The following is a 16,578-nucleotide window of genomic DNA, read 5'->3' as shown; positions in this document are numbered from 1 at the left end:
CACAATGGTGTGGTGTTTTTCCCTGAGCAGTCGCAGCGCGAGACGAGGGACGGCGAGCACGTCTCGCCGCTCGAGTCGCGCACGCGCTCCCGGGTCCTGCACATGGTCTCCTCCGACGGCCCTGTCACCGCTGCCGAGCTGGGGCGTCACCTCCAGCTGACCCCCGCTGCCGTCCGCCGTCACCTCGACGTCCTCGTCGAGCAGGGCGCCGTCGTCGAGCACGAGCCCACCGCCGCGCGCCGCGGCCGCGGGCGTCCCGCCCGCGCCTACGTCGTCTCCGACGCCGGGCACGGCGCCCTCGAGGCCGACTACGACTCGCTCGCCGTCGAGGTGCTGCGCTACCTCGAGACCACCGCAGGCCCCGCCGCGGTCGCCGACTTCGCCCGGAGCCGCGTCGCGACCCTCGAGCAGCGGTATGCCGTCCGGCTGGCCGACGCGGGCACCGACCCCGCCGCCCGCACCGCGGCCCTCGTCGAGGCCCTGAGCGAGGACGGCTTCTCCGCCACCGCGCGACCCGTCGGCGCCGGTGGCCTGACCGGGGTGCAGCTGTGCCAGGGCCACTGCCCGGTGCAGCACGCCGCAGCCGAGTTCCCCGCCTTCTGCGAGGCCGAGACCGACGCGTTCTCGCGCCTGCTCGGCGTCCACGTGCAGCGCCTCGCCACCCTCGCGGGCGGCGACCACGTGTGCACGACCTTCGTGCCGACCGTCGTCCCGGCAGGTGACCTGACCCGCCAGGTGCGGAAGAGCCCCGTCGCCAGCGGTGTTGACGCACCCGTGGGCACCGGACGGCATACCACCGACACGACAGACACCAACGGCACCACTGGCACGACCGGCACCACCGACCGACCCACCCCCACGACGCGAACCCCACGGAACGACCGCACGCACGTCAAGGAAGGTTCCTCATGACCACTCACATCGAAGAGCTCAACCCGGGACTCAAGGGCATCGGCACCTACGAGTACGGCTGGGCCGACAGCGACGCCGCGGGCACCAACGCGCGTCGCGGCCTCAACGAGGACGTCGTGCGCGACATCTCGGCCCGCAAGGGTGAGCCCGAGTGGATGACGAAGCTGCGGCTCAAGAGCCTCACGCTCTTCGGCAAGAAGCCCATGCCGTCGTGGGGCTCCGACCTCACCGGCATCGACTTCCAGAACATCAAGTACTTCGTGAAGTCGACGGAGAAGCAGGCGGCCACCTGGGACGACCTGCCCGAGGACATCAAGAACACCTACGACCGGCTCGGCATCCCCGAGGCCGAGAAGCAGCGCCTCGTCTCCGGCGTCGCCGCGCAGTACGAGTCCGAGGTCGTCTACCACCAGATCCGTGAGGACCTCGAGCAGCAGGGCGTCATCTTCCTCGACACCGACACGGCGCTCAAGGAGCACGAGGACATCTTCCGCGAGCACTTCGCGACGGTGATCCCGGCCGGCGACAACAAGTTCTCGGCGCTCAACACCGCGGTGTGGTCGGGTGGCTCGTTCATCTACGTGCCCAAGGGCGTTCACGTCGACATCCCGCTGCAGGCCTACTTCCGCATCAACACCGAGAACATGGGCCAGTTCGAGCGCACCCTGATCATCGCCGACGAGGGCTCCTACGTGCACTACGTCGAGGGCTGCACCGCGCCCATCTACAAGTCGGACTCGCTGCACTCGGCCGTCGTCGAGATCATCGTCAAGAAGAACGCCCGCGTGCGCTACACGACGATCCAGAACTGGTCCAACAACGTCTACAACCTCGTCACCAAGCGCGCCACGTGCGAGGCCGGGGCGACGATGGAGTGGATCGACGGCAACATCGGCTCCAAGGTGACGATGAAGTACCCCGCCGTCTTCCTCATGGGCGAGCACGCCAAGGGCGAGACGCTCTCGATCGCCTTCGCCGGGGAGGGCCAGCACCAGGACACCGGCTCCAAGATGGTGCACGCCGCTCCGAACACGAAGAGCTCGATCATCAGCAAGTCGGTCGCCCGCGGCGGTGGACGCGCGAGCTACCGCGGACTCGTCCAGGTGCTCGAGGGCGCCTCGCACTCCGCCTCGACGGTCCGCTGTGACGCCCTGCTCGTCGACACGATCAGCCGCTCCGACACCTACCCCTACGTCGACATCCGCGAGGACGACGTCTCGATGGGGCACGAGGCCACCGTCTCCAAGGTGTCCGAGGACCAGCTGTTCTACCTCATGTCCCGTGGCATGGCCGAGGACGAGGCCATGGCGATGATCGTGCGCGGCTTCATCGAGCCCATCGCGCGTGAGCTGCCGATGGAGTACGCCCTCGAGCTCAACCGCCTCATCGAACTCCAGATGGAAGGAGCCGTCGGCTGATGCCCGTTGCCGACACGCTCGTCGACACGGATGCCTCCGTGACCGACGCCAGCCGCACCACGCACGTCGACCCGCAGACCGCCTCGGCGGCCGGATTCGTCCCGCAGCAGTCCCGCGCCGAGCGCGCCGCGTCCTTCGACATCGGGGCGTTCCCGCTGCCGTCCGGACGCGAGGAGGAGTGGCGCTTCACCCCGGTGAAGAAGCTCGCCGCCCTGCTCGCCGAGGGCGCCACCGGGCACCTCGACTGGACGACGAGCCTGCCCGAGGGGGTCACGACGTCGACCATCTCGGCCGGCGAGGCCCGCGACCTCGGCATCCTGCCCCCGCAGGACCGGGCGGCGGTCCTCGCGGCTGCGTCGGCCGGCGGCGCCGTCCTTGTCGACGTGCCCGCCGAGGCCGAGCTCACCGAGCCGGTCCGCATCCGTCTCGACGGCTCCGGCTCCGACCCGGTGCACGCCCACGTCGTGGTGCGCGCCGGCCGCTTCTCCAAGGCCGTCGTCGTCGTCGAGCACGCCGGCAGCGCCCGGGTCTCCGAGCTGCTCTCCGTCGTCACTGGCGACGGGTCCGACGTCACCGTGGTCTCCGTGCAGCGCTGGGCCGACGACGCCCAGCACCTCGCGCAGCACGACGCCCTCGTCGGCCGTGACGCGCGCTTCACGCACGTCTCGGTGACGCTCGGCGGCGCGGTCGTCCGCGTCAACGCCAACGTGCGGTATGCCGGTCCGGGCGCCGACGCGACGCTGCTCGGCGTCTACTTCGCCGATGCCGGCCAGCACCTCGAGCACCGCTCGTTCGTCGACCACAACGCCCCCCACTGCAAGAGCCGCGTCACCTACAAGGGCGTTCTCCAGGGCGAGACGGCTCGCACGGTCTGGGTGGGCGACGTGCTCATCCGCGCGGAGGCCGAGGGCACCGACACCTACGAGCTCAACCGCAACCTCGTGCTCACCGACGGAGCCCGCGCCGACTCGGTGCCCAACCTCGAGATCGAGACCGGCGAGATCGAGGGAGCCGGGCACGCCTCTGCGACAGGGCGCTTCGATGACCTGCAGCTGTTCTACCTGCAGGCGCGCGGCATCCCCGAGGACGAGGCCAAGCGCCTCGTCGTGCGCGGCTTCTTCGTCGACGTCATCCGCGAGATCCCGCTCGCCGACCTGCGTGACGAGATCACCGCAGCGATCGAGGAGGAGCTCGCGACGACCGACTACGCCGCCCCCATCCAGCAGACCCCCAGCCAGCACGCCAGCAAGGAGAACTGACCGATGAGCACCCAGCACACGCTTGAGATCAAGGGACTCACCGTCTCGGTCGAGACCGAGGACGGTCCCAAGGAGATCCTGCGCGGGGTCGACCTCACCGTGAAGTCGGGCGAGACGCACGCCATCATGGGCCCCAACGGCTCCGGCAAGTCGACGCTCGCCTACAGCGTCGCGGGCCACCCGAAGTACACCGTCACCGGTGGCACCGTGACCCTCGACGGCGAGGACGTCCTCGCGATGTCCGTCGACGAGCGCGCCCGGGCCGGCCTCTTCCTCGCGATGCAGTACCCCGTCGAGGTCCCCGGCGTCACGGTCAGCAACTTCCTGCGCACCGCCAAGACCGCCGTCGACGGCGAGGCCCCGAAGCTGCGCACGTGGGTCAAGGACGTCAAGACGGCCATGGGCAACCTCAAGATGGACCCGGCGTTCGCCGAGCGCAGCGTCAACGAGGGCTTCTCCGGTGGCGAGAAGAAGCGTCACGAGATCCTCCAGATGGAGCTGCTCCAGCCGAAGATCGCGATCCTCGACGAGACCGACTCCGGCCTCGACGTCGACGCCCTCAAGATCGTGTCCGAGGGCGTCAACCGCGCCAAGGACGCGAGCGGGCTCGGCGTGCTCCTCATCACCCACTACACGCGGATCCTGCGCTACATCAAGCCCGACTTCGTGCACGTGTTCGTCGACGGCAAGATCGTCGAGGAGGGTGGCCCCGAGCTGGCCGACCGCCTCGAGGAAGAGGGCTACGACCGCTACGCGACCGTCCCGGCTGTCCAGGCCTGAGGAACGCCCCGAGATGACTTCTGCGACAGCGTCGTTCACGGATCAGGAGCTCACCGCACTGCGCGGCGAGTTCCCGATCCTGACGCGCACCGTGCGCGACGGCCGGCCCCTCGTCTACCTGGACTCCGGGGCCACCTCGCACAAGCCGGTCGCGGTGCTCGACGCCGAGCGGGCCTTCTACGAGCAGCACAACGCGGCGGTCCACCGTGGCGCACACCAGCTGGCCGAGGAGGCGACCGACGACTTCGAGGCCGCTCGAGCGACGATCGCCTCGTTCGTCGGGGCCTCGGCGGACGAGGTCGTCTTCACGAAGAACGCCACCGAGGCGATCAACCTCGTGGCCTACGCCTTCTCCAACGCGTCGCCGACCGGCGGACCCAAGGACGAGCGCTTCGTGCTGGGCCCGGGTGACGAGATCCTCGTGACCGAGATGGAGCACCACGCCAACCTCGTGCCGTGGCAGGAGCTGGCTCGCCGAACGGGCGCCACGCTGCGCTGGATCCCCGTCGACGCCGCCGGCGCGCTCGACCTCAGCGGTCTCGACGACCTGCTGACCGAGCGCACGAAGATCTTCGCCGTCACCCACGTCTCCAATGTGCTCGGCACGGTCAACCCTGTCACCGAGCTTGCTGCCCGGGCGCACGCCGTGGGAGCCCTCGTCGTCGTCGACGCCTGCCAGTCGGTGCCGCACCTGCCGGTCGACGTCGCGACGCTCGGCGCTGACTTCATCGCCTTCAGTGGCCACAAGATGTACGGCCCGATGGGTGTCGGAGTGCTCTGGGGCCGGGCCGAGCTGCTCGAGGCCATGCCGCCCTTCCTCACGGGCGGCTCGATGATCGAGCTCGTGACGATGGAGCGCTCGACCTATGCCCCCGCCCCCCAGAAGTTCGAGGCCGGCGTGCCCAACGCCGCCCAGGCGGTCGGTCTGGCGGCTGCGGTCCGCTGGATCGAGGCCGTGGGCATCGAGCGTGTCCACGCCCACGAGGCCGCCCTCGTGGCGCGCCTCCTCGCGGCGCTCGCCGAGCGGCCGTGGGTGCGCACCGTCGGGCCCGCAGCAGGTCAGCTCCGCGGTGGAGCCGTGGCCTTCGTCGTCGACGGGGTGCACGCGCACGACGTCGGCCAGGTCCTCGACGACGCCGGCGTCGCCGTGCGGGTCGGTCACCACTGCGCGTGGCCGCTGCACCGTGCTGTCGGCGTCGCAGCCACGACGCGTGCCTCGTTCGCCGTCTACAACACGCCGGCCGAGGTCGACGCCCTCGTCGAGGCGCTCGACCGGGTGCCCGTGGTCTTCGGTCTCGACCTCGAGAGGGCGGCCAGCTGATGGACCTCTACCAGGAGCTCATCCTCGAGCACTCCAAGCGGCCGCACCACGCCGGCCTCCGCGAGCCGTTCGACGCCGAGGTGCACCACATCAACCCGACGTGCGGCGACGAGGTCACCCTCCGCGTCGAGCTGACCGGCACAGGTGACGACGCCGTCGTCCGCGACGTCTCCTATGCGGCACAGGGCTGCTCGATCTCCGTCGCCAGCGCCTCGGTGCTCGCCGACGAGGTCATCGGCCACTCGGTGGGCGAGGCCCTCGAGACCTTCGCGGCCATGCGCGACATGCTCACCTCGCGGGGCAAGGTCCCAGGAGACGAGACCGTCCTCGGCGACGGGGTGGCCCTCTCCGGCGTCTCGAAGTACCCCGCCCGCGTCAAGTGCGCTCTGCTCGGCTGGACCGCGTTCACCGACGCCCTCGCCCGCAGCGGCGTCGACATCAGCACGACGACCACCGATTCGACCCCCAGACAAGGAGTCTCGTCATGAGCCAGACGAGCCAGCAGTCCCCGACCAACGTCGCCGACATCGAGGAAGCCCTGCGCGACGTCGTCGACCCAGAGCTCGGCATCAACGTCGTCGATCTCGGCCTCATCTACGGCGTCACCGTCGACAGCCAGTCGCACGCCGTCATCGACATGACCCTGACGTCGGCGGCCTGCCCGCTCACCGACGTCATCGAGGACCAGGCGGCCCAGGCCCTCGAGGGTCTCGTCGCCTCCCACCGCATCAACTGGGTGTGGATGCCGCCGTGGGGCCCCGACAAGATCACCGAGGACGGCCGCGACCAGCTGCGCGCCCTCGGCTTCAACCTCTGAGCCGGCTTCACCCGCGCTCGTGACGACGCGCGTCATCGAGGTCGATCCCGAGCGGCTCGACCGTTGGCTCGCCGGCTTCGCCGAGCGGCACGGCCCCGCCGACGCCACCGAGGAGTTCAATCCCGGTGGCGTCGTCGTGTCTGCGCGCGCTGCTGACGGATCCACTGTGGTGGCAACGCCGTTCGCGCATGAGCCGCTCGGCGTCGTCCTCGTCAGACGCGGTGGGTATGCCGTCGGGCTGGCGTCGCGGGGCACGTTCGCCTCGTCCAAGGTCGGCAGCCGTCACGTGCAGTCGCGCACCGCCGCCGGTGGCTGGTCGCAGCAGCGCTTCGCGCGTCGACGGGGCAACCAGGCCGATGCGCTGGTCGACGCCGTCGTTGGCCACGCGCGACGCATCCTCCTCGGCGACGACGAGTCACCCCGCGAGGGAGCGGACGGCATCCCTCGCGGTCTCGTCGTCGGGGGAGACCGCGCGCTGGTGCGCGAGGTGCTCGAGGCCTCCGCCCTCCGAGCCTTGCGAGGGCTACCGACGCGTGAGCTCTACGACCTGCCCGACCCGAAGCGCGACGTGCTCGAGACCGCACTGCGGCGCGGACGTGCCGTCCGCGTCGCCCTCACCGAAACGTCCTGACCCACTGACGGCAACGGCCTCTCCCGCGCAGGATCGCGCGGGAGAGGCCGTTGCCGGTCAGCAGGACGGGGTCAGACGAGCGCCTCGCGCCGGCCGTCGTTGCCGGCCCGGGCGCCGCCGCGGCCGACGAACTGAGCGCTGCCGTAGCCCACGACGAAGTAGCCGATGATCGCGAACATCCACAGCAGGAAGAAGCTGAAGGCACCGCCCTTGCCGAAGGCGCGGCCGAGGCCCAGGGCGACCATGATCGAGAAGATGAAGTTCACGATCGGGATGAGGAACAGCAGGAACATCCACGGGTTGTACCCGGCGATGCGCGTGAGGACGTAGGCGTTGTAGAACGGCACCCAGGCGGCCCAGGCGGGCTCGCCCGCCTTGCGGAACACGCCCATCAGCGCGATGGCGCCGATGACGTAGCCGAGAAGGCCACCGACGAGCGCCGGACCGGTCTGGGCAGAGGTCGTGGTGGTGTCGGCGACGAGGGTCGCGACAGTGGACAGCGAGGCCATCAGAAGAGTCTCCAGTTGTCGAGGGCCCACTCGTGTCGGGGCCAGCGGGAGAACATTAGGGACTTCGATGCCCCCCTGGGGCGCAACGCCGGTCGTGTCAGGTCACGACACGGTTTCGACTCCGAAGGTGTTGCACTGGTTGATGTCTCCCGTGCGGTAGCCCTGCGTGAACCACTTCATCCGGGCCTCGGCCGAGCCGTGAGTCCAGTTCTCGGGTGTGACGCGTCCCTGCATCTTCTCCTGGATGCGGTCGTCGCCGACGGCGGAGGCTGCGGAGAGGGCCGACGTGATGTCGTCCTCCGTGATCGGCTGGAGCAGCGGCTTGCCCGAGGCGTCCGTCGTCTCGGTGGCGTGGTTGACCCAGGTGCCCGCGAGGCAGTCGGCCATGAGCTCGACCCGCACGGCGCCGGAGTTCGGGCCCTGGGGGTCCTGCTGGGCGCGGTTCAGGATGCCGAGGAGGTTCTGGATGTGGTGGCCGTACTCGTGGGCGATGACGTACTCCTTGGCCAGCTGGCCGCCGTCGGCGCCGAACTTGCTCTGGAGCTCCTGGAAGAAGCTCGCGTCGACGTAGACCTTGCTGTCGAGCGGGCAGTAGAAGGGGCCGACCTGCGAGTTGGCCGTGCCGCAGCCCGACCGCGTCTGGCCCTGGTAGATCACCGTCTTGGCCGGCTCGTAGTTCATCTGGTACTTCGGCAGCTGCTTGGTCCAGTAGTCCTGCACGCTGTTGACCGTGCCGACGATGAGGCACACGTCGTTCGTGTTCGCGTCGGCGCCCGACTTGCAGGCGGCGAACGCCGAGTCCGGCACCTGACCGGCCGCCGTCACCTGGTCGGTCTGGAGCTGCTGGGAGGAACCACCAGCGGAGCCGGAGCCGCTCGAGTCGCTGCCTCCGCCCAGCACGTTGCCGCCGAAGATCAGCGTGAGGATGAGCAGGATGAGGCCACCGATGCCGCCGCCGACCTGGATGCCGCCGGGGAAGCCACCACCGCCGCCACCACGGCTGCCGCCGCCGGACTCGACCTGCGACGTGTCGAGCTGCGCGTTGTCGTTGAAGGTCATCGGGTGCTCCTCGTGCTGGGGACCATAGGCCTCCCGGGTCCGGTCGAGATCACCATAGTGTGCGAGTGCGGGTCGCCGAATGCTGCCATGAGGGTGTCGTACCCGCGGGGCCGTCCCTCCGTGCGCCGCACTGTCCGGCCCGGCCTGCGCCGGCTCGGTCAGCCGACCGGGCGTCAGCGGCTGACGCGGGCCAGCTCGTCGGCGAGGGCTGCGGTGAGGACGTCCTGGTCGGGCACCACCGCCGGATCGGCGACGACGGTGACGGCCAGCCGGCCGGCATACGACAGCACGTCGAAGCTGACCCCGACGTTGCCGGGGGTGACCGCGACCGGGACGACCGTGGTGACCTCGTGGCCGCCGACGTGCCACGGCAGGCGGGGTCCCCGAACGTTCGTCACGAAGGTGTGGACCAGCCGCTGGTGGTCGATGAAGAGCTGGAAGGCGCCCACCCGGGCCAACGCCCTGAAGGCCAGTCCGAGCGGACCCGACGACGTGCCGCGCTGCGGCGCCTTGCGGTCGGAGGTGAGCGCGACGATCCGCCGCAGGCGCTCGTCGCGGTCGACGACGAGCGGCAGTGCGAGCGCCATGACGCCGTTGTGGTTGCCGAGGCCGTCAGGGGAGGCCGAGCTCCGCGCCGACACGGGCACCGAGACGACGAGATCGCTCACCTGCTCCCCCCGGGCGCGCAGGAGGCCGCCGACCGCTGCAGCGACGCTGCTGAGGACGAGGTCGTTGACGGTGCAGCCACGCGAGTGGGCGGCCGCGACGAGCTCGGGCAGGGTCGTGGAGACGACGGTCAGCCGACGAAGCGGGCCGGTCGGCCGGTTGAGCGAGGTGCGCTCGGCGAGCCGCGGGCGACGCGGTGTCCCGGCCAGCTCGCGGATCCCGGCGGCCGTGTCGGCCAGCCGTGACGGCATACGCCGAAGCGCACGCAGGCGGCCCTGCCAGGCGTCCAGAGCTACGTCGCCCGTGCGCGGTGCCGCGGTCGGGAACGGCCCGGCCGGGGGTGCGCCGGAGGACCCCTCGTCGGAGAGTGCGGCGAGGACGGCGAGCCCACCGATGCCGTCAGCGAGGCAGTGGTGGGCGCTGAGGACCAGCGCGGCCGACCCGCCGTCGAGGCCGGTGACCCAGCGGGCGGCCCAGAGCGGCCGGTCGCGGGGGAGCGGGGTGCAGACGAAAGTGGCTGTGGCAGTGAGCAGCTCGGCGGTGCCAGCGCCGTTCTCGAGCACGGTCTGCTCGAGGTGGTCGCCGACGTCGAAGTCGGCCGCGTCCACCCAGAGGGCACGTCCGCAGCCCGGCGGAGTGCGCTCCAGGCGCTGGCGCAGGCGTGGCACGAGCGTCACCCGTGAGGCGACGAGCCCGCGCACCTCGTCGAAGGACAGCACGGCACCGGCCTCGACACGCAGGACGACGCCGATGTTCATGGGGGCTGGTCCCCGATCGGTCGCCAGCGTCGTCGCGTCGCTGGCGCTCACACGTTCGATGGTCATCGGCGCGGTCACCGACCTCTCGCTCCCTCTCAGGATACGGAGCGGTGCAGGACCTGCGGCCCATGAGGGCCAACCGCAGCTCGGACCCACAAAGCCTCTGCGGCCTCGGGTGAGCCCGCACGCGAGGCTCGGCGCCGCGGACTTCGGGGGTCCGACGTGCCGCCCGCCCGCCCGCTGGCGAGGTCAGGAGACGACGACGGCGTCCGGCGTGGTCGTCGTGAGGCGCATCCGCACCGTCACCTCGTCGCCGACCCGTGGCGGAGCGACGCCGTCAGGCAGCACGAGCAGGCTGCACTGCATGTGCGGCGGCTCGGCGAAGCGCGGCATCGTGCCCGACACGGTGAACGGCGACCGCACCCGGTGGGCCGCCTCGAGCACGCCCTCGGCGACGGCGATGGCCCGCGTGCGCGCGGTCGCAGCCGACGACGGGCTCTCCATCGCCACGCCGTGCGACGTGCCGCCGCTGACGACGACGAGGTGGCCGCTCGGCAGCGACCGCTGGCGGTAGCCGGCGTGGTCTCCCTTGACGACCGGCCGCACGTCGAGCACGTGGGCGCGCACCTCGTAGGAGGCCGGGTCGGCGTACCAGAGCGCCGTGCCGATGCGCGGCAGCAGCTCGAGGTCCGTATGCCGTCCGGCGAGGGTCGCGAGCTCGGCCGCTGACACGTGCGAGACGAACCAGCGCCGGATCCCGGGCACGGCAGAGATGAAGCGGCTGATCTCCTCGACGTGTCCCGTGCCGAGCGGCAGGTGGAGCGTCACGCCCTCGGCGCCGGCGTCGGCCGCGAGCGCCCCGACCTCGTCCACCGGAGCGCCGAAGCGGTTCATCGACGTGAGCCCCTCGACGACGACCCGGGCGTCCGGCTCCACCCCCCGCAGCGCCCCGAGGTCGTCCGCCGCCGTCACGGTGTGCACAACCCGGCGGTTCGCGAGGTCGGGCACACCGCCGTGCACCGCCGCGCGGAAGGGCTCCATGACGAGCACGTCGTGCCCGAAGGCGGCCAAGGCGGTGGGCAGCTCGGCATACGTGCCCACGGCGATCATCGGCACGCCCAGCCGCGAGGCCTCGGCGCAGAGCAGGTCGCGGCCGAAGCCGTAGCCGTTGCCCTTGATGACCGGCACGACACCGGGGTGCGCGGTGACGAACCGGTCGAGGCCGGCTCGCCAGCGCGCACCGTCAACGTGCAGCACGAACGACACGGGAGCTCACCGCCGCTTCATGTAGAGGTCGAAAGCCTTGTAGAGCAAGCGATTCAGCGGGAGGTCCCACTCGCCTGCGAGACGCACGGCCTCACCACCGGTGCCGACCTTGAAGCGGATGAGGCCGATGTGCGGGTTGTCGGCGGCGACGGTGTTCGTGATGCCGCGCAGGTCGTAGACGGTCGCCCCGGCCGCAAGGGAGTCGCGCATCATCCGCCACTGGATCGCCGTCGAGGCCTGCAGCTCCCGCTTGGCCGCCGTCGACGCACCGTAGGAGTACCAGGCGTGCTCGCCGACGCGGATCCAGATCGTGGCCGCGAGGACGTCGCCCTCGTGCTCGGCGAGGTAGACGCGGATCCGCTCGGGGTCCTCGGCCGACATCACGGCGTACATGTGCTCGAAGTACTCGCGGCCGCGCGGGGTGAAGCGGTCGCGCTCGGCGGTCTCGACGTAGACGCGGTGGAAGGCCGCGATGTCGCTCGCGTCGCCGACCCGCACCTGGACGCCGTTGCGCTCGGTCTTCTTGATGTTGCGCCGCCACAGCTGGTTCATGCCGGCGAGGAGGTCGGCCTCGGTGCGCCCCTCGAGCGGCACCTGGAAGACGTACTCCGGCTGCCCGGCCGTGAAGCCGTCGTCAGCTGACAGGTGCCGGAAGCCCAGCCGCCGCAGCGTGTCGACGACGGTGACCCCGACGGCGTCGGTGCTCGTCGGCGGTGCCTCGTCGTAGCGCCGCACGATGTCGCTCGCGATGGCCTCCTTGATGGCGGTGGCACCCCAGCGGTGCGTCGCCACCGGTGGCCCGATCCGCAGCGCGAAGGCGCCCTTGCCCCTGAGGTGGTCGCGCAGCGCGCGGAGCAGCTCGACGAGCCGCGGGGAGTCCCAGTCGATGCACGGCCCCTCGGGCACGTAGGCGAGCGACCGCTTGACGCGCGGCAGCGACCGGTGCAGCACGAGCGCGGCGCCGACCATCTGCTGGCCCTCGAACCACCCGACCGACTCGTGCCGCCAGTCGCGCTTCACCTCGCCCCACGCGGGGGTCTGCAGGAAGCTCGCCGCCGGCTGTGTGCGCAGCCAGGCGCGGTGCTCCTCCGCGGAGATGTCACGGACCGTGATGGGGGCGTTCACGGTCGCTCACGCTACCCGAGCGCGACCGCGCCGTCGGACACCTCACCCGGCCGGGCGGCATACCGCAGGCGTCGCACGCGGCGCCGCGGCCCCACGACCCGCTGCGGTATGCCGCGTGCCTCAGCCCCAGCCCATCGTGCGGGGGTCGGGCGGCAGCCGCGGGTTGAGCAGGTGGGAGACGAGAGCGGTCCAGCCCGTCTGGTGCGTCGCTCCGAGGCCCTCGCCGGTGTCACCGTCGAAGTACTCGGAGAAGGTGGGGTGCTGGCTCCACAGCGGGTCCGGGGACGACTCGATGCGCTTGCCGTCGGACGGGCGCCGGCCGTCGACGGGTCGGAAGAGCGCTGTCAGGCCGCCGTCGATGAGGTCGGCGGCGTCCTCGAGGGTGCCCCAGTTGCCCGACCCGGTCGGCAGCTCGATGGTGAAGGAGTCGCCGAAGTAGCGCCCGTAGGTGCGCAGCTTGTCGGCGAGCAGCACGTTGACGGGGAACCACACGGGCCCGCGCCAGTTGGAGTTGCCGCCGAACATGCCGGTGCGCGACTCACCGGGCTCGTACTCGATCGAGACGGTCCGGCCGCCCACCGTCGCCGTCACGGCCTCGCGCGTGGCCGCCGACAGCGAGCGGATGCCGAAGGGGGAGAGGAACTCGTCGGTGTCGAACATCCGCTCGAGGATGCGCCGCAGCCGCTTGGGCGGCACGAGGGTGAGCAGCATCTTGCCGTCGTCGCGGCCGAGCATCGGCTTGACGAGGTCGGGCCGGCGCTCCTGCAGCCACCGGAAGTTGCGCGTCACGTCCGGGCACTCGTCGACGACCCACGGCGGCACCTCCGTCGCGCCGAGGATGGGCAGCAGGCCGACCATCGAGCGCACCCGCATGTGCGGCGCGGTGCCGTCGGGCTGCACGAGGACGTCGTAGTAGAAGCCGTCCTCCTCGTGCCAGAGGCTCTTGTCGCTCGAGCCGAAGTGGCGCATCGCCTGCGCGATCGAGAGGAAGTGCTCGAGGAACTTCGTCGCGACGTCGTCCCACGCCTTGTCGGTGCGGGCGAGCTCGAGGGCGATCTTCAGCATCTGCTGGCAGTAGAACGCCATCCAGCTCGTCGCGTCGCTCTGCTCGAGCCGGAAGCCGGGCGGCAGGGGAGCGGAGCGGTTGAACAGCCCGATGTTGTCCATGCCGAGGAAGCCGCCCTCGAAGAGGTTGGAGCCGTTGGCGTCCTTGCGGTTGACCCACCAGGCGAAGTTGAGGAGCAGCTTGGCGAAGACGCGGGTGAGGAACTCGCGGTCGCGGTAGCCGTCGATGCGGTAGACGTGCCAGGCCGCCCAGGCGTGCACCGGCGGGTTGACGTCGCCGAACTCCCACTCGTAGGCCGGCAGCTGGCCGTTGGGGTGCATCGCCCACTCGCGGCACATGAGGACGAGCTGCTCCTTGGCGAACGCCGCGTCGACGTGCGCGAGCGGGATCGTGTGGAAGGCGAGGTCCCACGCAGCGAACCACGGGTACTCCCACTCGTCGGGCATCGAGATGACGTCGGCGAGGGCGAGGTGCTTCCAGTGCTCGTTGCGGCCCCTCTGGCGCGAGGCGGGCGGCGGTGGGGCGGCGGGGTCGCCCTCCATCCACCGGGCCACGTCGTAGCGGTAGAGCTGCTTGCCCCAGAGCAGGCCGGCATACGCCCGACGCGCGACGTGCCGGTCGCCCTCGCTCAGCGAGGGGTGGATGACGTGACCGTAGAACTCGTCGGCCTCGGCCAGGCGGCTGTCCATGACCGCATCGAACTGCTCGCCGAACCACTCGAGGCTCGGGTCGGTCGTCGCGAGCCGCAGGTCGACGGTGACGGTCTCGCCGGGTGCGATCGAGTCGAAGCGGTACCAGAAGGCGCACTTGCTGCCGTAGCCCGCGGGGTTGACCGCCTTGGCGCGGCCGTGCACGACCCGTTGGTTGATGGCGTCCTTGGGATAGAGCGACTGGTTGGCGAGGGCCTGCTCGCCGAAGAGGTGCTTGGCGTTGGTCTCGTTGTCGCAGAAGAGCGCCGTCGGGGAGCCCGCGGCGGCGATGACGTAGTGCCCGAGGAAGCCGTGCGAGACCTCCGCCGCGCGGAAGCCGCGCGGCGGGCGGCCGTTGCGCCGGATCTCGTGCAGCTCGGTGACGCGGTCGTCGAGGCCCCAGGACCACGTGTTGCGCAGCCAGATGGTGGGCAGGACGTGCAGCGGCGCGGCCTCGGGGCCGTGGTTCGTCGCGGTGATGCGGATGCAGACGTCGTCGGGGCCGGCCTTGGCGTAGGTCATCATGACGTCGAAGAACTCGTGGTTGTCGAGGATCCCCGTGTCGCCGAGCTCGAACTCCCGCTCGTCACGGGTGCGCTCGCGGTTCTCGCGGCGCAGCTGCTCGTACGGGAACTCCTGCTGCGGGTAGCGGTAGAGCCACTGCATCCACGAGTGCGTGGGCGTGCCGTCGACCGCCCACCAGTACTCCTTGGCGTCCTCACCGTGGTTGCCCTCCTCGTTGGTGAGGCCGAAGAGGCGCTCCTTGAGGATCGGGTCCTTGCCGTTCCACAGCGCGACGGCGACGTTGAGGAAGCCGAAGCGGTCGCTGATGCCGCCCAGCCCGTCCTCGCCCCAGCGGTAGGCCCGCGACACCGCGTGGTCGAACGGGAACTCCGACCACGCGTTGCCCTCCGCCGAGTAGTCCTCGCGCACGGTGCCCCACTGACGGCCGGAGAGGTAGGGCCCCCAGAGGCGCCACGGGGCGTCGGCACCTGCAGACTCGTTGAGCCGGGCGTGCTCGGCACCCAGCGGTTCACCGGGGGGCAGGGGGCTGTTCATGCGCACATCGTCGTGCATCCGTGTGTCGCCACGGTTACGGGTCTTGACCTTCGACCCGGTGCAAGGCCCAGTGTTCTCGTCATGCCAACCACCTCCGCACCGCATGCCGACCCCGACCGACTCCTGACGATCGGCGAGCTCGCCCGTCGCAGCGGACTTCGCGCGAGCGCACTGCGCTTCTACGACCGCGAGGGTGTGCTCGTGCCGGCGTCCGTCGACGCCGTGACGGGCTACCGGAGGTATGCCGCCGCGCAGGTCCGCCCCGCACGCCTGCTCGCGTCGCTCCGCCGGGTCGGTATGCCGCTCGCCGAAGTCGCGCTCGTGCTCGACGAGGACGAGCGGGGTGCGTCCGGGGCGGCCGGTGACGTCGTCGTCGCCCACGAGCAGCGACTCGTCGACGGGCTCGTCGACGCGCGGGCGGAGATCCGTCGCACCCTGGCGCTGCTGGCCGAGCGCGGCCGGGGCGACGGCGTGGGCGACCGGAACAGGGTGCGAGCGGGCGAGCTCGCCGCTGCGATCGGCTCGGTCCGGTTCGCCGTGGCGCCGGGGGAGCCGACCGCGGGCGCGCCGGGCGGTGCGGACCTCACGGTGCTGACGGGCATGCTCATCGAGCTCTGCGGCGCCGAGCTCCGATGCATCGCGACCGATCGCTACCGTCTCGCGGTCGGGTGGGCGCCCCTCGTCGGTGCTCCCGCGGCGTCGGTGCCCGTGGGCGCCGTCGTGCCCGCCGGATGGGCCGACCGGGTCGCGGACGCCTGCCGCGCCGTCGGCCCGGACGACGAGGTGGTCGTCGAGGTGAGCGAGGACGGCGTCGGTGTCGTCGTCGACGGTCAGCTGGTCGCCACACCGGTGCTCCCGGGCAGCTTCCCCGACTACCGGAGCATCGTCGCCATCGACCCGCAGCGGCCCCCCGTCGACGCCGACGGCCTGCAGGCCCTCCTGCCGGTCGAGCAGGAGTCGGTCGGCCTCGTCGTCGGCGACGACGCTGTCGGCCTCCTCGTCGCGGACGGGTCGGGCGGCGATGCCGTGGCCGACCTCTACGTCGACCCGGAGTTCCTCCACGAGGCGCTCGCCGTGGCAGGGCCTCGGCCCACCCTGGTGCTCGACGGGCCCCACCGGCCGCTCGCGATCCGCGGCGACGGCGCCGGCTTCTCGGTGCTCATGCCGGTCGCCGCACCCGGCTCGAGGTGATGCCGCCGCCGACGTGGGTGCTGCGATCACCTGGACCTGGTGCGTCCGAGTG

The 16,578-nt window shown here is 71.2% G+C and carries 15 protein-coding genes; 9 read left to right on the top strand and 6 right to left on the bottom strand.

The annotated features are described in order from the left end of the window. The first annotated feature begins 12 nt into the window (after nt 1–12). Genes FBY41_RS17675 through FBY41_RS17640 form a run of 8 tightly spaced genes read left to right on the top strand, consistent with a single transcriptional unit; the run spans nt 13 to nt 7,138 of the window. On the top strand, nt 13–912 hold the full coding sequence (locus tag FBY41_RS17675; protein ID WP_260439875.1) for a helix-turn-helix transcriptional regulator: 900 nt from the start codon (nt 13–15) through the stop codon (nt 910–912). Then, a complete protein-coding gene (sufB, locus tag FBY41_RS17670) occupies nt 909–2,330 on the top strand; it encodes a Fe-S cluster assembly protein SufB (RefSeq protein WP_141845578.1) in 1,422 nt (473 codons plus the stop codon). The genes FBY41_RS17675 and sufB overlap by 4 nt, the downstream gene beginning before the upstream one ends. Then, nucleotides 2,330–3,589, top strand: coding sequence for a Fe-S cluster assembly protein SufD (sufD, locus tag FBY41_RS17665; RefSeq protein WP_141845577.1), 1,260 nt, complete (start codon nt 2,330–2,332; stop codon nt 3,587–3,589). The genes sufB and sufD overlap by 1 nt, the downstream gene beginning before the upstream one ends. A gap of 3 nt (nt 3,590–3,592) precedes the next feature. Continuing rightward, entirely contained in the window at nt 3,593–4,369 is a 777-nt protein-coding gene (gene sufC, locus FBY41_RS17660; protein WP_141845576.1) for a Fe-S cluster assembly ATPase SufC, read from the top strand. Between the two features lie 13 nt (nt 4,370–4,382). Next, the gene (locus tag FBY41_RS17655; RefSeq protein WP_141845575.1) at nt 4,383–5,690 is read left to right on the top strand and encodes a SufS family cysteine desulfurase; all 1,308 of its coding nucleotides are present in this window, start codon (nt 4,383–4,385) and stop codon (nt 5,688–5,690) included. Beyond that, nucleotides 5,690–6,178 (top strand): Fe-S cluster assembly sulfur transfer protein SufU, encoded by a 489-nt coding sequence (gene sufU, locus FBY41_RS17650; RefSeq protein ID WP_141845574.1) that lies wholly within the window; start codon nt 5,690–5,692, stop codon nt 6,176–6,178. The genes FBY41_RS17655 and sufU overlap by 1 nt, the downstream gene beginning before the upstream one ends. Continuing rightward, complete coding sequence (locus tag FBY41_RS17645; protein WP_141845573.1) at nt 6,175–6,507, top strand: metal-sulfur cluster assembly factor; 333 nt, start codon at nt 6,175–6,177, stop codon at nt 6,505–6,507. Before sufU ends, FBY41_RS17645 begins: the two co-directional genes overlap by 4 nt. Before the next feature lie 19 nt (nt 6,508–6,526). Further along, complete coding sequence (locus FBY41_RS17640; RefSeq protein WP_141845572.1) at nt 6,527–7,138, top strand: acVLRF1 family peptidyl-tRNA hydrolase; 612 nt, start codon at nt 6,527–6,529, stop codon at nt 7,136–7,138. Nucleotides 7,139–7,209: 71 nt separating this feature from the next. On the opposite strand, the gene FBY41_RS17635 is transcribed toward FBY41_RS17640, so the two are convergent. The 6 genes from FBY41_RS17635 to FBY41_RS17610 form a co-directional block, all read right to left on the bottom strand. Next, nucleotides 7,210–7,647, bottom strand: coding sequence for a DUF5684 domain-containing protein (locus tag FBY41_RS17635; RefSeq protein ID WP_185749142.1), 438 nt, complete (start codon nt 7,645–7,647; stop codon nt 7,210–7,212). A 102-nt stretch (nt 7,648–7,749) separates the two neighbouring features. Continuing rightward, the gene (gene ypfJ / locus FBY41_RS17630; protein WP_141845571.1) at nt 7,750–8,706 is read right to left on the bottom strand and encodes a KPN_02809 family neutral zinc metallopeptidase; all 957 of its coding nucleotides are present in this window, start codon (nt 8,704–8,706) and stop codon (nt 7,750–7,752) included. Between the two features lie 173 nt (nt 8,707–8,879). Then, complete coding sequence (locus tag FBY41_RS17625) at nt 8,880–10,181, bottom strand: wax ester/triacylglycerol synthase domain-containing protein (protein WP_185749141.1); 1,302 nt, start codon at nt 10,179–10,181, stop codon at nt 8,880–8,882. Between the two features lie 198 nt (nt 10,182–10,379). Beyond that, nucleotides 10,380–11,387 carry an alanine racemase gene (locus FBY41_RS17620; RefSeq protein ID WP_260439874.1) on the bottom strand — a complete coding sequence of 336 codons (1,008 nt, stop codon included), beginning with the start codon at nt 11,385–11,387 and terminating at the stop codon, nt 10,380–10,382. Nucleotides 11,388–11,402: 15 nt separating this feature from the next. After that, a complete protein-coding gene (locus FBY41_RS17615; protein ID WP_141845568.1) occupies nt 11,403–12,521 on the bottom strand; it encodes a lipid II:glycine glycyltransferase FemX in 1,119 nt (372 codons plus the stop codon). Nucleotides 12,522–12,641: 120 nt separating this feature from the next. Beyond that, a complete protein-coding gene (locus FBY41_RS17610) occupies nt 12,642–15,335 on the bottom strand; it encodes an MGH1-like glycoside hydrolase domain-containing protein (RefSeq protein ID WP_141845567.1) in 2,694 nt (897 codons plus the stop codon). Between the two features lie 81 nt (nt 15,336–15,416). Between FBY41_RS17610 and FBY41_RS17605 the strand changes: the two genes are divergently transcribed. Then, a complete protein-coding gene (locus FBY41_RS17605) occupies nt 15,417–16,526 on the top strand; it encodes a DNA polymerase III subunit beta family protein (protein ID WP_141845566.1) in 1,110 nt (369 codons plus the stop codon). Nucleotides 16,527–16,578: the final 52 nt, after the last annotated feature.

Source organism: Humibacillus xanthopallidus (genome assembly GCF_006716675.1).
GTDB lineage: Bacteria > Actinomycetota > Actinomycetes > Actinomycetales > Dermatophilaceae > Humibacillus > Humibacillus xanthopallidus_B.
Note: the sequence above shows the minus strand (reverse complement) of the source record. Positions and strands in the feature narration are given on the sequence as shown.